This window comes from Streptomyces sp. MS06 (assembly GCF_047200655.1).
In the GTDB taxonomy this organism is placed as follows: Bacteria; Actinomycetota; Actinomycetes; order Streptomycetales; family Streptomycetaceae; genus Streptomyces.
On record NZ_JBJZOJ010000022.1, the window covers coordinates 70,178 to 88,055 of the forward strand.

Sequence of the window (17,878 nt, forward strand, 5' to 3'; positions counted from 1 at the left end):
GAATACGCCCCCTGGGCGCACCTACGGGAAGAGAACCCCCAGGCATATGCCAATGGCAGTTCGGAAGCCCTGTTGACCTCGCTGAACTGCGACGACGGCTCGGCCGGAGGCAATCGACGGTCCCCCGCGACAAGATGGCCTTAAGGCTGCGTTAAGGCTGCCATAAACCGCCCCATCGGGGGACGCGGGTCAGACACCGCGTCAATTGCAAGTGGTTCGGCAGAGTTTCAGCGGAGCGACCGCGGTCCGGCCGGGTACCGCGACACAGAGAAATCCGTAGCGCACCGACGGGACCTGCAACGAGACTGCGCAGGTGAGCAACCGCCACCCTGTGCTGCCGCGGGCACCACGTGCTCGGCGCCGTGCCCGGGTCCCACGAGCTCTGCCCCGTGTGCCTCCGGGAGGACGGCGGGGCCCGGTTCCGCTGGCCGAGCATGCCCGGCGGCGCACACAAGGTCTCCCTGATCGAGGCCCGGCAGCACCTGGTCGAAGAGTCCCGCACCTGGTCCCTGCCGCAAGCCCCGGAAGCCCCGCCGGCGACGACGTCCTCGGCACCCGCCACGCCGACCGCTTCACGGAGCCCGACGGCCTCCGGGACGAGTGGGTCAAGGGCGTGGGGCGCCTCGGCTACCCCAGCCGCACCCCCGCCGAGCAGCGCCGCTGGACGGACCTCGACCGCGAGTTCGCCAACGGCTGGACCCGGCCGTAGCCGCAGCCGCCTGACCGCGGCTGGGTGAGGTCCGCGGAAGGCGGTCGTTCGCGGCCGCTCGCCGGCTGCGGCCCGACGCCGCGCTTGCGGACTCCGTGCGGGGCACGAAGGCCGCCCGACCTGCTTCGCCTCAGCTCGGACGGCCTTTCGCGGAACGTATGAGACGTTTCAGCGGAACTTCGCCTTGCCGGGCCCCTCCTCCACGAAGCTCCGCATCCCGCGCTCGCGGTCCTCGGTGGCGAACAGGCCCGCGAACCAGTTGCGTTCCACCGCGAGGCCGGTGTCGATGTCCGTCTCCAGGCCGGTGTCGATCGACTCCTTCGCCGCCCGCAGCGCGAGCGCCGGACCCTGGGCCAGCCTCGCCGCCCAGGCGTGCGCCTGCTCGTACACCTCGGCGGCCGGCACCGTGCGGTCCACCAGCCCCATGGCGAGCGCCTCGTCCGCCTTGACCATGCGGCCGGTGAAGATGAGGTCCTTCGCCTTGGACGGGCCGATCAGGCGGGCCAGGCGCTGGGTGCCGCCGGCCCCCGGGATCAGACCGAGCAGGATCTCCGGCTGGCCCAGCTTCGCGCCCTCGGCGGCGATGCGGTAGTCGGCGCACAGGGCCAGTTCGCAGCCGCCGCCGAGCGCATAGCCGGTGACGGCCGCCACCACCGGCTTGGGGATGCGGGCCACGGCGGTGAAGGCGTCCTGCAGACCGCGGGCCCGCAGGACCATCGCGGTGTGGTCCATCGCCTGCATCTCCTTGATGTCCGCGCCCGCCGCGAACACCTTCTCGCCGCCGTAGACCACCACCGCGCGCACGTCCTCGCGGCGCGTGGCCTCCTCGGCGAGTTCCTTCAGCCGGTCCTGGGTGGCGATGTCCAGGGCGTTCATGGGCGGGCGGTCCAGGCGCAGCGTGCCGACGCCGTCCGCGACTTCGAGTCTCACGGTCATGCCAGCAGGTTAACGCCGACTAACGGAGGCTGATCCGGTGCCGTCCCTCACACTCGTGCGGCGCGGACGCCGGACGGCCCCGGTGCGTGCCGCACCGGGGCCGTCCGCCCAGCGTCCTTTGCTCCTCGTGCCCTCGCGCCGTCGCCGTTGTGCCGTCGCCGTCGCGCCGTCGCCGTCGCGCCGGGGTCAGGCCTTCCACTTCTCCCAGGACATGTTCCAGCCGTTGAGTCCGTTGCCGGGGTCCACGGTCCGCTCGTGGGACTTCTTCACCACGACCACGTCGCCGATCATCGAGTGGTTGAAGAACCAGGCGGCCGGCACGTTCGGGTCGTAGCCGCCGCGCACGTCGCGCAGTCCGACGCAGCCGTGGCTGGAGTTGTAGTTGCCGAAGGCGCCGGCGCCCCAGTAGTTGCCGTGGATGAAGGTGCCGGATCCGGTGAGGCGCATGGCGTGCGGTACGTCCTTGATGTCGTACTCGCTGCCGAGGCCGACGGTCTGGCTGTTCATGCGGGTCACCTTCAGCTTCTGGCTGATGACCATCTGGCCGTTCCAGGTGTCGTATCCGGGCTTGCCGGTGCTCACCGGGATGGTCTTGACGACCTTGCCGTCCTGCATGACCTTCATCATGTGGGTGGAGGCGTCCACGACGGAGACCTGGTTGCGGCCGATGGTGAAGGAGACCGTCTTGGCCTGCTTGCCGTAGACGCCGGGGCGGCCCTCGACGCCGTCCAGGTCGAGCCGGACGGTGACCTTGGTGCCGGACTGCCAGTACTTCTCGGGACGGAAGTCGAGGCGGTCGTTGCCGAACCAGTGGCCCTCGACGTCCACGGACGGCTCGGTCGTGACGGTGATGGCCCTCTCGACGTCCTCGGGGTGCGTGATGCCCCGGCTGAAGTGCAGCGAGAACGGCATGCCGACGCCGACCGTGGAGCCGTCCTCGGGCGTGAAGGTGCCGATGAAGGTGTGCTTCGGCGTCAGTGTGGTGAAGGCGGAGTCCTCTGCGGCCGTGCGGCCCGCGGAGTCCTTGGCGACCGCGTGCACGTGGTACTCGGTCGACGCCGCCAGGTGGCCGGCGGGCGTCCAGCGACTGCCGTCCGCGGATATCGCCCCGTCGACCGGATGCCCGTCGTCGTCCTTGACCGCCACCTCGGTCAGCTTCCCCCGGGCGGCGGTTATCTTCAGAGCGCCGCTGGTGTCGACGGCGGTGGCACCGTCCTCGGGCGCGATGCCGACGACGGCCTCGGACTGCTTGCTGGCCGGTGCCGCGGTCGAGTCGACCTTCTCCCCACCGTTTGCGGCGGCGCCGGTGCCGCCGCCCCCGCCGCACGCCGTCACGGCCAGCAGCATCGCTCCGACGATCGCCGCGGACAGCCTCCTGCGCCCCCGCGCGGATGCGCCAACCGACGCCCCCGGTATCGGTCGCACGTGCTCCATGTGATTCCCCTCCCCCGGCCCTTGCGGGCCCGTGTGCAGCAGCGCTTCCCCCGCGCTCGGCGCATATTAACCAGATGGTCAGGAGGTTCCCGGCCGCGGAACTGTCACCGTTCGGTCCCAAAGCCGCGGCCGGCCGGATCACTTGGCGGCGCTGCCCGCCCTCCACTCCCGCCAGCCCATGTTCCAGCCCCCGAGGCCGTTGTCCGGGGCGACCTCGCGGTCCTTGCTGTGGACCACCTCGACGACGTCCCCGACGAGGCTGCGGTCGAAGAACCAGCCCGCGGGGGTGTCCGAGCCGCCGCCCTTGACGTCCCGCAGCCCGATGCAGCCGTGGCTGGTGTTGACCCGGCCGAAGACGTCCTCCGCCCAGTAGTTGCCGTGCAGGAACGTGCCGGAGGTGGTCAGGCGCATGGCGTGCGGCACGTCGGGGATGTCGTACTCGCCCTTCCCGTCGGGCTTGGTGAAACCGACGGTCGCGCCGTTCATCCGGGTGACCTCCAGCATCTCCATCACCACCATCTTCCCGTTGTAAGTGGTGGTCTTCGGGGCCCCGGCCGTGACGGGGACGGTGGCCAGCAGCTCCCCGTCCCGCCGCACCTCCATGGTGTGCCGGGCGGCGTCGACGCGGGACACCTGGCTGCGGCCCACGGTGAAGGAGAACGTCCTGTCCTGCAGCCCGTAGACACCGGGCGCCCCCTGGACGTCCCTCAGGTGCAGGGCGACGGTGACCTCGGTGCCGGGCCGCCAGTAGTGCTCGGGGCGGAAGTCCAGGCGGGTCCGGCCGAACCAGTGGGGGCGGATCTCGACGGCAGGCTCGGCGGTGACCCGCACGGCACGTTCGACGGCGGCACGGTCTGCGATCCCGCGGCTGAACTCCAGGGAGACGATCATTCCGGTGCCGACGGTGGAGCGGTTCTCCGGGACCGCGTACGCCACGAACCGCCGGGCCGGCACGGAGGTGGTGAAGGTGGTGTGGCGGGCGGAGCGCCTGCCGCGTCCGTCCACCGCCACGACGTCCACCGTGTAGGCGGCGGCCAGGGCGAGCCGGTGCGCGTCGGGACGCCAGCTCCGGCCGTCGGCGGAGACGCGGCCGGGCACCGGGGACTCCTGCGCGTCCTGGCTCCTGACCACCTTCACCGACTCCAGGCGCCCGTCGGGCACCTCGACGCGCAGCGGCCGGTCCGGGCGCACGCCCTTGCTGCCGTCTCGCGGAGTGACCCGGATGGAGTCCTCGCGGGCGGCGGGTTTGCCGAACGCACCGCCCGTTCCGCCGTCGCCGCCGGGGGTGCAGCCCGCGGCCCCGGTGAACACTCCCGCCCATGTCAGAGCAGCCGCCAGGGCGGCCGCCGCGCGCCGCGCGCGCCCGTGTCCGTACCTCATGTAGGTGTCCAACGAGTGGGGCAGCCGCGGGGCAACGTGAGTGCGAGCCGCCCTCTGGGCAGAACTGTGGGAGGACGACGCGCCAGGGTGCCGCGGCCGGGACGCCGCGGCGGCCGGTGCACCGTGCCGCGAGCCGACCGGAGGGGCTGAGTCAGGTGTCCAGCGCAGCCGAGCAGGAGGCGGTGGCCGACGGGCCCGCCGCCGGGGATCCGCACCCGGCCGTCGTCGTGAACGCGGTACGGCGGGGGGCGTCGGGCGGGCCCGTGCGGCCGGGGTCGTCCACACCGCTGGGGGCCCGGTTCCGGGTCGGACCGGACGGGGTGGCGGGCACCAACTTCGCCCTGTGGGCGGGCGGCGCGGAGGCCGTCGAGTTGTGCCTGTTCGACGACGGTCGGGGCGGCGGCGAGCAGCGGCTGCACCTCGCCGAGCTGACCCACGAGATCTGGCACGGCTTCGTTCCGGGCGTGCTGCCCGGCCGCCGGTACGGGTACCGGGTGCACGGCCGCTGGGATCCCTGGACCGGGAGCCGCTGGAACCCGGCGAAGCTGCTGCTGGACCCGTACGCGCGGGCCGTGGACGGCGAGTACGCGGCCTGCGGCCTGGCCCCGGAGGTGTACGGGCACGTCCGCGACTGGCCGGACCAGCACCTCGCGGACACCGTCCGCGACGACCGCGACTCCGCCCCGTACGTCCCCAAGGGCGTCGTGGTCCACGATGACGACGACTGGGCGGACGACCGGCGTCCGAAGACGCCGTGGGCCGACTCGGTGATCTACGAGCTGCACGTGCGCGGCTTCACCCGGCGGCACCCGGACATCCCCGAGGAGCTGCGCGGCACGTACGCCGGGCTGGCGCACCCGGCCGCGATCGCGCACCTGGTGCGGCTGGGCGTCACCGCGGTGGAGCTGCTTCCGGTGCACCAGTTCGCGCACGAGGACCACCTGCTCCGGCGGGGACTGCGCAACTACTGGGGCTACAACTCCGTCGGCTACTTCGCCCCGCACGCCGGGTACGCCGCCACCGGCACCACCGGTCAGCAGGTCGGCGAGTTCAAGCGGATGGTGCGCGCCCTGCACGCGGCCGGCATCGAGGTGATCCTCGACGTCGTCTACAACCACACCGCGGAGGCGGGCGAGTTCGGGCCCACGCTCTCGCTGAAGGGCATCGACAACCGCGGCTACTACCGGCTCCGGCCCGACGCCCGGCGCTACGCGGACTACACCGGCTGCGGCAACACCCTGCACCTGGTGCGGCCGCAGGTGCTGCGCCTGATCACCGACTCGCTACGCTACTGGGTGACCGAGATGGGCGTGGACGGATTCCGCTTCGACCTCGCCGCCGCGCTGGCCCGTTCGATGCACGACGTCGACATGCTGTCGCCGTTCCTCGCGGTGATCGCGCAGGATCCGGTGCTGCGGCGGGTGAAGCTGATCGCCGAGCCGTGGGACGTCGGCGCGGGCGGCTACCAGGTGGGGGCCTTCCCCCCGCTGTGGACGGAGTGGAACGACCGCTACCGGGACGCGGTGCGGGACTTCTGGCGGCACGCGCTCCCGGACGTACGGGAGATGGGCTACCGGCTGTCGGGCTCCAGCGACCTGTACGCCTGGGGCGGCCGCCGCCCGTACGCCTCGGTCAACTTCGTCACCGCGCACGACGGTTTCACCCTGCGCGACCTGGTGTCGTACGAGCGCAAGCACAACGAGGCCAACGGCGAGGGCAACCGGGACGGCACCGACGACAACCGGTCCGCCAACCACGGGGCGGAGGGTGAGACCGGCGACGAGGGCGTGCGCGCGCTGCGGCGGCGGCAACTGCGGAACCTGCTGACCACGCTGCTGCTGTCCACCGGCGTGCCGATGCTGGTCGCCGGTGACGAGCTGGGCCGCACCCAGCACGGCAACAACAACGCGTACTGCCAGGACAACGAGGTCGGCTGGGTCGACTGGAGCCTGCTGGCCGATCCGGGCTGGCGGGCCCTCTTCGACCTGGTCTGCCGGCTGATCTCGCTGCGGCACGCCCACCCGGTGCTGCGCCGTCGGGCGTTCTTCTCCGGGCGGGCGCACTCCGCGGACGGGCTGCGGGACCTCGCCTGGTTCACCGCGCGCGGCACGGAGATGACGGAGGGCGACTGGTACGCGCCCGCGGCCACCCTGGGCATGTACCTCTCCGGCCGCGACATCCCCGGCCGGGACGAGCGGGGCGAGGCCGTCGTCGACGACAGCTTCCTGGCCGTCCTGCACGCCGGGGAGAGCGCGGTGGAGTTCGTCCTGCCGGGGCCGCCGTGGGCGGAGCGGTACGAGGTCGTCGTGGACACCGGGCGGGAGGAGCAGGCACGGGTACCGGAGGTGGAGCACCCGGCCGGTGCGGCGATCACGGTCCCGGGTCGGACGGTGCTGCTGCTGCGGGTGACCGGCGTGTGACGGTCCGGGCGGGCCGCCCGCCCGGACCACCGTCCCCGTTCCGGAGGCCTTCCGGCTCGGGCGGCTCCGGCTCGGGCGGCTTTCCGGGTCGGGCGGCTCCGGCTCGGAGGGGTGCCGGTTCGGAGGGCCGCCCGCTCTGCGCGGTCCGTCGTGCGGCTGCCCGTCACGGCTCCCGGTTCGGCGGCTCCTTCCTGCTCCGGGTTCCAGTGCGGGGCGGCTGCCCGGGCGGTCGCGGCCCGGCCCGATTTGACGGTTCCTTGACGTTGCCGGGTCGGTGGCTGACGTAGTGTCGTGACTGGTGTGCCGGGAAGCCTGGTCGGCGAAGAGAACACCGTCGCGGCGCGTCGCGTACGCGCCCCTTCGCCCCTGAGAGGCCTCCCATGACGACCTCCGCGCAGGTCCGTCCTGCCGCCGCACCCGCGTCCGGCGGCTCCCGCACGCCCCGCCGGGCCGTGCTGTTCTTCGCCTTCGCGTTCGCGGTCATCGCCGATCCGGTCTCCTCCGTCGCCTACGCCATCGAGGCTGCGCTGCGCGCCCTGCACGGCGACCTCGCGCTGTTGATACCGACCATGTCGCTGGTGGTCGGGCTGGTCGTGGTGGTCACCGCCAACTACTGGCAGCTGGTGCGCCGCTTCCCGCAGGGCGGCGGCGCGGCCGCGGCCGCGGGCCGGGCGTTCGGACCGCGCTGGACCTTCCTGCCGATAGGCGCGCTCGTGGTCGACTTCGTGCTGACCATCGGGATCTCCGTCTCGGCCGCGTCCAGCGCCGTCATCGCGCTGCTGCCGGCCCTGGCGCCGGCCCGGGTGCCGCTGGCCCTGGTGCTGCTGCTGGTGGTGGCCGGGCTGACCTGGTTCGGGCACGGCGGGCGGCTGCTGTTCGCGGTGATGACCGTACTGTTCGTCGCCGCCTCGGTGGCCGTGCTGGTGCTGGGCTTCGCCGCCCCGCACGCGGTCGGCAGCGCTCCCGCGAGCGTCGCCCCGGGCCACGGCGCGGTGATCGCCGTGGTGCTCGCCTTCCCGGTCGCGATGGCACTGGCCACCGGGATCGAGGCGCCGTCCACGGCCATCGCCCAGCTGGGCCAGCTCGACGACACCCAGCGCCGCCGCTTCGGGCGGGGCACCCTCGCCCTGCTGGTGGTGATCGTCGGCGGGCTGACCCTTGCGCTGACCGTGCTGGCGGTGCGCCTGCACATCGGGGTGCCGGGGGCCGACTCCACCCAGATCGCCGACATCGCGCACACGGCGGCCGGCCCGGGCTGGCTGTACGGAGCGTTCCAGCTGACCAGTTCGCTGCTGCTGCTCGCCGCGGCCAGCTCGTCCTTCCAGGCCGGACCGGGGCTGCTGAAGGCGCTGGCCGGGACCATGCGGGCGCCGGGCGTGCTGCCGCCGGTGCTCGGCCGTACCAACCGGCACCACACGCCCTACTGGTCGGTCGTGGTCTACCTGGCCGCCGCCGCGCTGACCATCGTGGCCGCCGCGGCCCAGGAGCAGCGGCTGGTGCTGTTCTACGCGGTCGCCGTGTTCGTCAGCTTCCTGGTCGGCCTGGTGGCGATGGCCCGCTTCGCGGCCGCCGCCGGCCGTGCCCTGCCGGCCTGGGTGAACGGTCTCGCCGCTGCCGCCGTCGCCTTCACCCTGGGGGTCAACCTGCTGCGCGGCTGGCCGGTGCTGTCCCTGCTCGCCACGCTGCTGGTGGCGGGTGGACTGTACGCGCGCTGGGCGCGCGCGGGGCGGCCCACCGGGATCGAGGACGTGGAGACCCGCGCCGAGCACGAGCCCGGTGGGCGGGAGCCCGAGCCCGACGGACACGCAACCGCCGCGCACGGGCCCGGCGGGCAGGGGACCGGCGGGCAGGGGACCGGCGAGCGCAGCGTCTGAGCGCGGCACCACCGGGGCTCGCGTGTCACCGCGTGTGCGGCCTTCCCGGTGCCGGCCGGGGCGCGGTCCTGCTCATGCGGCCGGGTGGGCTCGGGTCGGCCGAAGAGCAGGGCGTACCCGGTGGGGAGCTGTCGGAGGATGCGGGTCGTGAGTTCGGCCCGCGGCGGCGTCGCCAGGCGCCCCCGCTGTCCGGTGCCGGGCCGGCGGGAGGCGAAGGACGGAGTGGGAGGGGGAGTTGGGCAGCCCCGTCCTTCACGCCCGCCGGCCCGGCTCCTCAGGGGGTCAGCCGGAGATCTCCTTGCGGCCGGAGCCACCGCCGATGGTGACCTTGCGGGGCTTGGCGCGCTCGGCGATCGGGATGCGCAGGGTGAGCACGCCCGCGTCGTAGTCGGCCTGGATGCGCTCGGTGTCGAGGGTGTCGGCGAGCACGATCTGCCGGGAGAAGACACCCAGCGGCCGCTCGGACAGCTCCATCTGCACGTCGTCGGCCTTCGCCAGCGGCCGGCGCTCGGCCTTGACGGTGAGCATGTTCCGTTCGACGTCGATGTCGATGGCGTCCGCGGTGACACCGGGAAGGTCGAAGGCCACCACGTACTGGTCGCCCTCGCGGTAGGCGTCCATCGGCACCGGCGACGGCCGCGACCACGTACCCGGGCCCATCAGCTGCTGCGCCAGGCGGTCCAGCTCACGGAAGGGGTCAGTGCGCATCAACATCGTGAAACACCTCCAGAGGTTCGGGCAGTTACTGCCAATGCGCCTCGCTGACACCGTTGTACCATGTCATCCAATGGATGACAAACTAGGTGTCGTCCGAACGATGACAACTTCCGGGAGTTCGCCGTGACCACTCCGCCCGACCGGCCGTCCGCACCCGGCCCCGAAACCCACGGCCCGGCGTCGTTCCTGGCCGCCGCGGCCGCCCTCGGCGCCATCGACGACGCCCTGCGCACCGCCCGGCACGAGGACGGCCGTGAAGTTCCCGCACCCCGTGACGTTCCCGCGCCGGGCCCGGAACAGGCCCTGGCCTCCCTCCTGATGCTCCGGCGGGTCCGCGAGCAACTCGCCGGATGGGAGACCGGCCTGATCGAGACCGCCCGCGACGCCGGCGCCAGTTGGGCCGACCTCGCCCACCCCCTCGGCGTCGCCAGCCGCCAGGCCGCCGAACGCCGCTACCTCCGGGGCCGCCCCGGACCGGCCGGAACCACCGGCGAGCAACGGGTCCAGGCCACCCGGCAGGCCCGCGCCGCCGAACGCACCACCTCCACCAGGGCCCGCCACAACGCCGCCGACCTGCGCCGCCTCGCCGGCCAGATCACCGCCCTCACCGACCTGCCCGCCGAGGCCCGCCGCAGTCTCGACGAGCTCCACGCCGCCCTGGCCCACGACGACCCCGCCGCCCTCATAGCCCCCCTGACCGCCACCCGCCCCCACCTCGCCACCGCCCACCCCGACCTCACCGCCCGGCTCGACACCCTCACCACCCCCCGGCCCGGACAGCCGTAGCCACCGCGACCTGTCGGTTCGGGCGAGCGAGGCCGCGGAACGGCGCCTCTCCCGTGGCCGGTGCCGCACGGCGCGGGTCGGGAGCGCAGGCGAACCGCGGCGGCGGGACGGGCCGTTCCGGGGCGGCCCCGCGCGGGCCTCCCGCCGACACGGCCGGCGAACGGCCCGCCGCATCCGCGTGCGATCGCCGGAAGACGCAGGTCGTAGGACCAGCGGCGGAGCCCGATCGGGCCAAAACTCGGTGGGCGATGTCAGTGGCGAACCGTAGGCTCACTCCTGATGCAGACGACACGCACCCCCTCGCCCGAGAACCGCTCGGCGGTCCGAGCGCTGCTGCGCCTGTGGCCCTACGTGCGGCCGGTGCGACTGCGGCTCTCCTCCGCGGCGGTCGTCGCGATCGCCGCCTCCTGCACGGGACTGGTGATCCCGCTCGTGCTGAAGTGGATGGTGGACGGCCCGGTCGCCGACCGGGACCCGGCGGGGGTGTGGCTGGGCGCCCTGTGCCTGCTGCTGCTGGGGATCGCGGAGGCGCTGCTGTTCGGGTTCCGCCGGTGGCTGGTCGCGCGGCCGCTCTCGCACGTCGAGGCGGAGATGCGGGCGGACCTGTACCGGCACCTGCAGCGGCTGCCGGTGGCCTTCCACGACCGCTGGGCGTCCGGCCAACTGCTCTCCCGGGGCACCACGGACCTGATGCTGCTGCGGATGTTCCTCGCCTTCCCCCTGACGTTCCTGCTGGTCAACGGCGTCACCATCATCGTCGGTGTGATCATCATGCTGCTGCAGGACTGGTCACTCGGACTGGTGATCCTCGGTCCGGCGCTGCCCGTCGTGGTCATGTGCGTCGTCTTCGAGAAGCGGTACTCGCAGGTGGCGCGGCTGGCGCAGGACCAGGTCGGCGATCTGACCACGGTCGTCGAGGAGAGCGTCCTCGGCGTCCGGATCATCAAGGGCTTCGGCCGGCACCGCAGCCAGGCCCGGGCCTTCCACGAACTGTCGGGCACGCTGCGCGGCACGGAACTGCGCAAGGCGAGACTGCTCGCGACGATCTGGGCGGTCATCGTGACGCTGCCGGAGTTGGCCGTCGGCGCGGCGCTGGTGGTGGGGGCGGTGCAGGTGGCCGACGGCGAGCTGTCCGCGGGCACGCTGGTGGCCTTCCTGTCGACGGCGCTCGCGCTGCGGTGGCCGGTGGAGTCCATCGGCTTCCTGCTGGCGATGAGCCAGGAGGCGGCGACGGCGACGGACCGGTACTTCGAGGTGATGGACGCCGAGCCCGAGTCGGCGGCCGGCGCGTCCGTCCCCGCCGGCGCGAACGGCGCGGGCGACGTGGGCGACGTTGACGTGGTGCGGGGGGCACCGCGGCCCGAGGACGCTCCGGACGGCCGCGGACTGCGGTTCCACGGCGTCCGCTTCCGCTACCCCGACGCGGCCCCCGACTCCGCCCCCCTCCTGGACCACGTCGACCTGCACATCCGGCCGGGCGAGTCCATGGCCCTGGTGGGCGCGACCGGCAGCGGCAAGACGACCCTGACCACGCTCGTCCCGCGGCTCCACGAGGTCACCGGGGGCCGGATCACGCTGGACGGCGAGGACATCACCGCGATGCCCCGCGAGGAGCTGCGGGCCCGGGTCGCGGTCGCCTTCGAGGAGCCGACGCTCTTCTCGGCCAGCGTCGGCGACAACGTCCTGATGGGCGCCGGGGACGGCGCGGGCGACGCCGCACTGCACCGTGCGCTGGGCGTCGCGCAGGCCGAGTTCGTGCACGCCCTCCCGCAGGGCACCGGGACCCAGGTCGGTGAGCAGGGCCTGAGCCTGTCCGGCGGGCAGCGGCAGCGGCTGGCGCTGGCCCGCGCGGTCGTCGGCCGCCCGCGGTTCCTGGTCCTGGACGACCCGCTGTCCGCGCTGGACGTGCACACCGAGGCCGCCGTGGAGGCGGCGCTGCGCGAGGTGCTCGCCGACACCACCGCGCTGATCGTGGCGCACCGCCCGTCGACGGTGCTGCTCGCCGACCGGGTGGCGCTGCTGTCCGGCGGCCGTATCGCCGCGGTCGGCACCCACCACGAACTGCTCCGCGGCAACGCCGAGTACGCCCGGCTGATGTCCGGTCACGACGGCCGCGAGGAGCAGCGGGACCACCCGGACCGAGCGACCCGGCACCAGGACCACGAGGACTGCGAGAGCCACGAGGAGGACGGCCGATGACGGCTGCCGCGACGTCCGCCCCCACCGCCGACGACGAGGACCTCCCGCGCGCGCCGGACCCGACCGGCACCGATCCCTTCGACCGGGACGTGCTGCCCACTCCACCGGGCGCGACCGGAGCGCTGCTGCGCTCCCTGCTCGCGCCGATGCGGGCCCGGGTCGCGGTCACGGTGCTCCTGCTGCTGCTCCAGCAGGCGGCCGTGCAGGCGGGTCCGCTGCTGGTGGCGTACGCCATCGACCACGCCGTGCCGGCCTTCCGGCGCGACGACCACGGTCCGCTGGTCGGGGTGGCGGTCGGCTACCTGCTGTGCGCCGCCTCCTCCGGCGCGCTGCAGTACGCGTTCCTCACCGCCTCCGCGCGGGTCAACCAGGACGTGCTGCTGGACCTGCGCGGCCGCATCTTCCGGCACGCGCAGGCGCTCAGCGTCGACTTCCACGAGCGCTACACCTCGGGCCGGCTGATCTCCCGCTCCACCACCGACGTGGAGTCGCTGCGGGAACTGCTCAGCGAGGGCCTGCAGGAGCTGGTGACGGTGGTGCTGTCCTTCGTCTACATCTCGGCGATGCTGCTCTGGCTGGACCTGGGGCTCGGCGCGGTCGCGGTGGCCTCCTTCGTACCGCTGTACCTGCTGGTGCGGAACTACCGGCGGCGCGCCGGCGAGGTGTACCGGACGCGGTCCACGGCGATCGCGGCGGTCATCGTGAAGTTCGTCGAGACGATGAACGGCATCCGGCCGGTGCGCGCCTTCCGCCGGGAGGCCGCCAACGAGGACGAGTTCCGGGTGCTCAACCGGCGGCACGAACGCACCAACGGCGACACCCTGCTGGAGATGGCCCGCTACGTGGTCGGCTCCCGGCTGGTCGCCAACACCGCCGTCGCGGGCATCGTGCTGTGGGGCGCCTACCGGGTGGCGACCGGCTCGCTGGAACTCGGCGTGCTGGCGGCCGCGGTGCTGTACCTGCGCCGGCTGTACGACCCCATCGACCGGCTCGGCATGTTCCTCAACTCCTACCAGTCGGCCGCCGCCTCCCTGGAGAAGATCGCCGGGCTGCTCGCGCAGACGCCGTCCGTGCCGGAGCCCGCGCGGCCGAGGGAGCTGCCGCCGCGGAAGGGCGAGCACCCCGGCCGCGCGGTCGTGTTCGACGGCGTGCGGTTCGCGTACCGCACCGGCGGCGAGGTCCTGCCCCGTTTCGACCTCAGGCTTCCGGCCGGGCAGACGGTCGCGGTCGTCGGCTCCACCGGCGCCGGCAAGTCCACCCTGGCCAAACTGCTCGCCCGGTTCTACGACCCGTCCGAGGGCAGGGTGCTGCTGGACGGGGTGGACCTGCGCGAGCTGGCGGTGCCCGAGCTGCGCCGCGGGGTGGTGATGGTGACGCAGGAGGCGTTCCTGTTCTCCGGCACGGTCGCCGACAACATCGCCATCGGCCGTCCGGACGCGAGCCGCGAGGAGATCGAGCGGGCCGCGAAGGCGATCGGCGCGCACGAGTTCATCAGTGCGCTGCCCGACGGCTACGACACCGACGTCCGCAAGCGCGGCGGCCGCATCTCCGCCGGCCAGCGGCAGCTCGTGGCGTTCGCGCGGGCCCTGCTGGCCGATCCGGCGGTGCTGATCCTGGACGAGGCGACCAGCTCGCTGGACATCCCCGGGGAGCGGGCGGTGCAGCGGGCCATGGCGACGGTGCTGCACGGGCGCACCGCCGTGGTGATCGCCCACCGGCTGTCGACCGTGGAGATCGCCGACCGGGTGCTGGTGATGGAGCACGGCCGCGTGGTCGAGGACGGCGCACCGGCCGACCTGGTCGCCGGCAGCGGACGGTTCTCGGATCTGCACCGCGCCTGGCAGGACAGCCTGGTCTAGGGGGTCTTCTTCTAGGATCCGCGAGCGCGTGAGCATTCCCGCGTGACCATGAGCAGGATCCGAGCAGATTCGGGTGATCACGAGCACTGGTTACGTTCAGTAGCGGTCAATTGTCGGCCGTCTGTGATCTTTCGACTCGGACTGGGCGGCTCCCTTCGTACGGTCCGGGGCATGGCGGTACGGAGTTCGGGCAAGGGGCGGAGTCGGGATCGGGTTCCCATGGTGTCGGTCCGGTACGTGGACGGATCGACGTGCGATATCCCGTTCGCGCGCCTTCGGGCGGCGGACTTCGCCGAGTCGCAACCGTGGCGTCGGGTGCGGTCCGCCCATGGCATGCTGCACCACTTGGGGGATTACGCGTCGGCGACGACCGGCGGGCAGGTCGTGTACGAGAGCCGGTTGGAGCTGGCCCGGCTGCTGCTGGCGGACTATGACCCAAGGGGTCCGGATTCGGCGCTGTTTGTAAGTAAGCATTCAGAAGGAATGCGGCTGATCGGTGACGGTGTGTGAGACGTGCCGGTCAGACGGCTTGTTCGATCGCGGGCATCCATAGGTTGCCGGTGAAGGCGCGGTGGATGGCGTCGAAGGCGCTCAGTCCGTGTTTGCGGGCGGAGTCGAGGTAGGAGCGCACGGCGAGCCAGGCCGTCGCACCGGTCTCGGACTGGTGGCAGCCGGAGATCTTCAGCTGGGTCTTGACCGGCCGAAGCGCCCGCTCGCCGTAGTTGTTGGTGAAGGGCACGTGCCGGGGGTCATCGGCGAAGCGCAGGATCGAGTGGGCCTGATCCCGCAGGCGTTCCAGCAGGTTGCGGGCCGGGGACTGCTTGCGGCCCGGCGCTCGGGGGTGCTCGGCGAGTCCGACGGTGATGCCCCGGTGAAAAGCGTCCAGGTGCAGCAGCAGGGCCTCGGGGGTGATCTCGCCGGTCTCACCGGCGCGGACCCGCGTCGCCTGGGTGTTCAGCCCAGCCAGGGCCCACCAGATCTGCTGGTGCCACTTTTGGTGGGGGGAAGTCCTCCTCGGCGGCGGTCAGTTCACGGATCAGATGGGCGCCGCACAGCTGATGGGTGCAGTGCGGGTAGCCCACATACAGGGACAGCGAGTCGTGGACCAGGACGCCGCGGTAGTGCGGCAGTACGCCGCCCGCGTCCGCCCCGGCGCGCGAGCGCGGGGCGAGATGAAGCAAGGTGAGCAGGTCGGTACAGGCCACGTGCAGCCAGCGCCGCACGGAGCCGATGCGGGTGGTGGTCTCGTCCGCGTGCAGGACGTGGCCCAGGATGAGCAGGGCCCGGATCAGGTTCAGGGAGTCTTCGACCAGGCCGGCGGCCTCGGGGAGGAGGGAGGCCACCCAGCCGGTGGAGACCCCTCCGCCCCGGTCACATCCTTGATCAGCAGCGCTGTCCGTTCCACGGGGATGTGCTGGAACACCAGCAGATAGACGGCGAGCGCGCGCAGGTTCGGTCCGTAGGAGGACGGGGACCCGGCGACCTGCCCGGGCATCGGCTGGGCCGTGATGGTGCCGCAGGCGCACCGGCAGCGGTGGGCCCGATGCTCGGTGATCTTCACGGTGGACAGGGGGATGTCCCGGACCTGGCGCCGCTCGAAGCCGACACTACCGCTGGCGCCGCGACGTCCACGAGCCCTGCGGGCGCAAGCGCCGCGACGCCGAACTGACCGAACACATCCGCCGCATCCACGCCGACTCCGACGAGACCTACGGCTCCCCCGCGTCCACGCCGTCCTGCGGCGCGAAGGCGCCCACGTGGGCCGCAAGCGGGTCGAGCGCCTGATGCGCCAGGCCGGCCTCCAGGGCGTCAGCCCGCGCCGGCCCCGCGGCTTCACCCGCCGTAACCCGGCCGCCGAGTCCGCCCCGGACATGGTCCAGCGCGACTTCATCGCCGACGCCCCCTACCGGCTGTGGGTCGCCGACATCTCGCTGATCCCGACCGGCGAGGGCCCGTGGTGGCTTGCCTCGATCCGCGACGCCTTCTCCCGAAGGATCGTGGGCTGGCACACCTCCGAGCGTGCGGACGCCGACCTGGTCCTCACCGCCCTGGAGTACGCGCTGCACGGCCGTCCAGTCGAGCCGGGGACGCTGATTCATCACAGCGACCACGGGTGTCAGGGCGGATTCAACCGGTCGTCGCAACACCTCGTGATCAGCGAGGTGTGGGATGGTTCGTCGTCAGCAGGCGGCCGATCGGGCGGTGCGCCCGAAGTTGAGGTCACCGGGGCATCCGAAATTTCAGCGTCATATCGAGGCGGAGTTCTGGGACGAAATTGCCAAGGGGCTTCTCGCGGAGGAAGCGGCTGGGGTTATCGGCGTGGCGCCGGCGGTGGCCACGCGCTGGTACCGGCAATGTGGGGGCATGCGACCGTTCGATCCGCAGCCGCATTCGGGCAGGTACCTGTCGTTTTCTGAGCGGGAGGAGATCGCGCTCCTCAACGCCCAAGGAAAGGGCGTTCGTGAAATCGCGCGGGAAGTCGCACGTGATCCGGGGACGATTTCCCGCGAGTTGCGGCGCAACGCGGCTACCAGGAGTGGCAAGCGTGAATATCGGGCATCGGTCGCGCAATGGAAATCGGACTTGGCCGCACGCCGCCCGAAGACATCGAAGCTGGTGGCCAATCCCCGGTTGCACGCCTACGTCCAGGAGCGACTGTCCGGACAGATCAGCACGCCCGGCGGCAAGGCGATCGCTGGACCTGCGACAGGCGGGTGGACGGGTCGGAACAAGCCGCACCGCAAGGACCGCGCGTGGGTGCAGGCATGGAGCCCGGAGCAGATCGCGAACCGGATCAAGCTTGATTTCCCCGATGATGAGTCCATGCGCATCAGCCACGAGGCGATCTACCAGGCGCTCTACATCCAGGGCCGCGGGGCACTCAAGCGAGAGCTGATCCTGTGCCTTCGTACGGGCCGCGCGCTGCGCGCCCCGCGTGCTCGTTCGCGCCGCAAGACCTGGGCGCACGTGACACCCGAAGCGTTGATCAGCGAACGCCCTGCCGAGGTCGAGGACCGTGCTGCTCCCGGCCACTGGGAAGGGGACCTGATCATCGGACTGGAGCGTTCCGCGATCGGTACGGTCGTCGAGCGGTCAACTCGATTCACGATGCTCATTCACCTGCCGCGCGAGGAAGGCTACCGGCACAAACACACGGTCAAGAATGGCCCTGCACTGGCTGGTTATGGGGCGATCACGATGAAGAACGCACTCGCCAGCACGATGTCGACGCTGCCCGAGCAACTGGCACGGTCGCTGACGTGGGATCGAGGCAAGGAGATGTCGGCGCACGCTCAATTCAAGGTCGAGACTGGCATTCCCGTGTTCTTTGCCGATCCGCATAGTCCATGGCAGCGCGGCACCAACGAGAACACCAATGGGCTCTTGCGCCAGTACTTTCCGAAAGGCACCGATCTCTCCAGATGGTCCGCTGAGGAAGTCGAGGCCGTCGCTCACACTCTCAACAGTAGACCCCGCAAGACGCTCGGTTGGAAGACACCCGCCGAAGCACTCAACGAGCAGCTACAGTTGATTCAACAAGCCGGTGTTGCAACGACCGCTTGA

The 17,878-nt window shown here is 72.2% G+C and carries 15 protein-coding genes and 1 pseudogene; 9 read left to right on the top strand and 7 right to left on the bottom strand.

What is annotated here, in order from left to right:
• Positions 1-329 precede the first annotated feature (329 nt).
• Positions 330-470: pseudogene (locus ACL02U_RS14530) on the top strand (CPCC family cysteine-rich protein); the annotation flags it as partial.
• 407 nt (positions 471-877) lie between these two features.
• On the opposite strand, the gene ACL02U_RS14535 reads toward ACL02U_RS14530, so the two are convergent.
• From ACL02U_RS14535 to ACL02U_RS14545, 3 genes are all read right to left on the bottom strand, one after another.
• Positions 878-1,645, bottom strand: coding sequence for an enoyl-CoA hydratase/isomerase family protein (locus tag ACL02U_RS14535; RefSeq protein ID WP_412791214.1), 768 nt, complete (start codon positions 1,643-1,645; stop codon positions 878-880).
• Positions 1,646-1,831: 186 nt separating this feature from the next.
• On the bottom strand, positions 1,832-3,079 hold the full coding sequence (locus tag ACL02U_RS14540; RefSeq protein WP_412791215.1) for a L,D-transpeptidase: 1,248 nt from the start codon (positions 3,077-3,079) through the stop codon (positions 1,832-1,834).
• Between the two features lie 138 nt (positions 3,080-3,217).
• Positions 3,218-4,459 (bottom strand): L,D-transpeptidase, encoded by a 1,242-nt coding sequence (locus ACL02U_RS14545; protein ID WP_412791216.1) that lies wholly within the window; start codon positions 4,457-4,459, stop codon positions 3,218-3,220.
• Between the two features lie 155 nt (positions 4,460-4,614).
• On the opposite strand from ACL02U_RS14545, the gene glgX reads away from it, so the two are divergent.
• Together glgX and ACL02U_RS14555 are read left to right on the top strand one after the other, a co-directional pair.
• Positions 4,615-6,879 carry a glycogen debranching protein GlgX gene (glgX, locus tag ACL02U_RS14550; RefSeq protein WP_412791217.1) on the top strand — a complete coding sequence of 755 codons (2,265 nt, stop codon included), beginning with the start codon at positions 4,615-4,617 and terminating at the stop codon, positions 6,877-6,879.
• 380 nt (positions 6,880-7,259) lie between these two features.
• Entirely contained in the window at positions 7,260-8,753 is a 1,494-nt protein-coding gene (locus ACL02U_RS14555; protein WP_412791218.1) for an amino acid permease, read from the top strand.
• Between the two features lie 282 nt (positions 8,754-9,035).
• Here the strand turns inward: ACL02U_RS14555 and ACL02U_RS14560 are convergent, their stop codons facing one another.
• The gene (locus ACL02U_RS14560) at positions 9,036-9,467 is read right to left on the bottom strand and encodes an Hsp20/alpha crystallin family protein (RefSeq protein WP_412791219.1); all 432 of its coding nucleotides are present in this window, start codon (positions 9,465-9,467) and stop codon (positions 9,036-9,038) included.
• Positions 9,468-9,593: 126 nt separating this feature from the next.
• On the opposite strand from ACL02U_RS14560, the gene ACL02U_RS14565 reads away from it, so the two are divergent.
• The 4 genes from ACL02U_RS14565 to ACL02U_RS14580 all read left to right on the top strand — a co-directional run bounded on the left by ACL02U_RS14565 (position 9,594) and on the right by ACL02U_RS14580 (position 14,824).
• The gene (locus ACL02U_RS14565) at positions 9,594-10,256 is read left to right on the top strand and encodes a type III effector protein (protein WP_412791220.1); all 663 of its coding nucleotides are present in this window, start codon (positions 9,594-9,596) and stop codon (positions 10,254-10,256) included.
• Between the two features lie 279 nt (positions 10,257-10,535).
• The gene (locus ACL02U_RS14570) at positions 10,536-12,455 is read left to right on the top strand and encodes an ABC transporter ATP-binding protein (protein ID WP_412791221.1); all 1,920 of its coding nucleotides are present in this window, start codon (positions 10,536-10,538) and stop codon (positions 12,453-12,455) included.
• The gene (locus tag ACL02U_RS14575) at positions 12,452-14,314 is read left to right on the top strand and encodes an ABC transporter ATP-binding protein (protein WP_412791222.1); all 1,863 of its coding nucleotides are present in this window, start codon (positions 12,452-12,454) and stop codon (positions 14,312-14,314) included. Before ACL02U_RS14570 ends, ACL02U_RS14575 begins: the two co-directional genes overlap by 4 nt.
• A gap of 171 nt (positions 14,315-14,485) precedes the next feature.
• Positions 14,486-14,824 carry a hypothetical protein gene (locus ACL02U_RS14580; RefSeq protein WP_412791223.1) on the top strand — a complete coding sequence of 113 codons (339 nt, stop codon included), beginning with the start codon at positions 14,486-14,488 and terminating at the stop codon, positions 14,822-14,824.
• A gap of 10 nt (positions 14,825-14,834) precedes the next feature.
• Here ACL02U_RS14580 and ACL02U_RS14585 read toward each other — a convergent pair whose 3' ends face one another.
• The 3 genes from ACL02U_RS14585 to ACL02U_RS14595 are packed head-to-tail and all read right to left on the bottom strand — an operon-like array spanning position 14,835 to position 15,875.
• On the bottom strand, positions 14,835-15,293 hold the full coding sequence (locus ACL02U_RS14585) for an IS66 family transposase (protein WP_412791243.1): 459 nt from the start codon (positions 15,291-15,293) through the stop codon (positions 14,835-14,837).
• Positions 15,238-15,657 carry an IS66 family transposase gene (locus tag ACL02U_RS14590; RefSeq protein ID WP_412791224.1) on the bottom strand — a complete coding sequence of 140 codons (420 nt, stop codon included), beginning with the start codon at positions 15,655-15,657 and terminating at the stop codon, positions 15,238-15,240. The genes ACL02U_RS14585 and ACL02U_RS14590 overlap by 56 nt, the downstream gene beginning before the upstream one ends.
• Positions 15,609-15,875, bottom strand: a complete 267-nt coding sequence (locus ACL02U_RS14595) for a hypothetical protein (RefSeq protein WP_412791225.1) — start codon at positions 15,873-15,875, stop codon at positions 15,609-15,611. The genes ACL02U_RS14590 and ACL02U_RS14595 overlap by 49 nt, the downstream gene beginning before the upstream one ends.
• Positions 15,876-15,888: 13 nt before the next feature.
• Here ACL02U_RS14595 and ACL02U_RS14600 point away from each other — a divergent pair, with 13 nt between their 5' ends.
• Positions 15,889-16,731, top strand: coding sequence for an IS3 family transposase (locus tag ACL02U_RS14600; RefSeq protein WP_412791244.1), 843 nt, complete (start codon positions 15,889-15,891; stop codon positions 16,729-16,731).
• A complete protein-coding gene (locus ACL02U_RS14605) occupies positions 16,679-17,878 on the top strand; it encodes an IS30 family transposase (protein WP_412791226.1) in 1,200 nt (399 codons plus the stop codon). The genes ACL02U_RS14600 and ACL02U_RS14605 overlap by 53 nt, the downstream gene beginning before the upstream one ends.

What these genes read in the sequence shown, in the direction of transcription:
- ACL02U_RS14575 (WP_412791222.1), top strand. Translation starts at nt 12,452, where the DNA reads ATGACGGCTGCCGCGACGTCCGCCCCCACCGCCGACGACGAGGACCTC.
- ACL02U_RS14605 (WP_412791226.1), top strand. Translation starts at nt 16,679, where the DNA reads ATGCGACCGTTCGATCCGCAGCCGCATTCGGGCAGGTACCTGTCGTTT.
- ACL02U_RS14560 (WP_412791219.1), bottom strand. Translation starts at nt 9,467, where the DNA reads ATGTTGATGCGCACTGACCCCTTCCGTGAGCTGGACCGCCTGGCGCAG.
- ACL02U_RS14580 (WP_412791223.1), top strand. Translation starts at nt 14,486, where the DNA reads ATGGCGGTACGGAGTTCGGGCAAGGGGCGGAGTCGGGATCGGGTTCCC.
- ACL02U_RS14540 (WP_412791215.1), bottom strand. Translation starts at nt 3,079, where the DNA reads ATGGAGCACGTGCGACCGATACCGGGGGCGTCGGTTGGCGCATCCGCG.
- ACL02U_RS14600 (WP_412791244.1), top strand. Translation starts at nt 15,889, where the DNA reads ATGTCCCGGACCTGGCGCCGCTCGAAGCCGACACTACCGCTGGCGCCG.
- ACL02U_RS14570 (WP_412791221.1), top strand. Translation starts at nt 10,536, where the DNA reads ATGCAGACGACACGCACCCCCTCGCCCGAGAACCGCTCGGCGGTCCGA.
- ACL02U_RS14555 (WP_412791218.1), top strand. Translation starts at nt 7,260, where the DNA reads ATGACGACCTCCGCGCAGGTCCGTCCTGCCGCCGCACCCGCGTCCGGC.
- ACL02U_RS14535 (WP_412791214.1), bottom strand. Translation starts at nt 1,645, where the DNA reads ATGACCGTGAGACTCGAAGTCGCGGACGGCGTCGGCACGCTGCGCCTG.
- ACL02U_RS14545 (WP_412791216.1), bottom strand. Translation starts at nt 4,459, where the DNA reads ATGAGGTACGGACACGGGCGCGCGCGGCGCGCGGCGGCCGCCCTGGCG.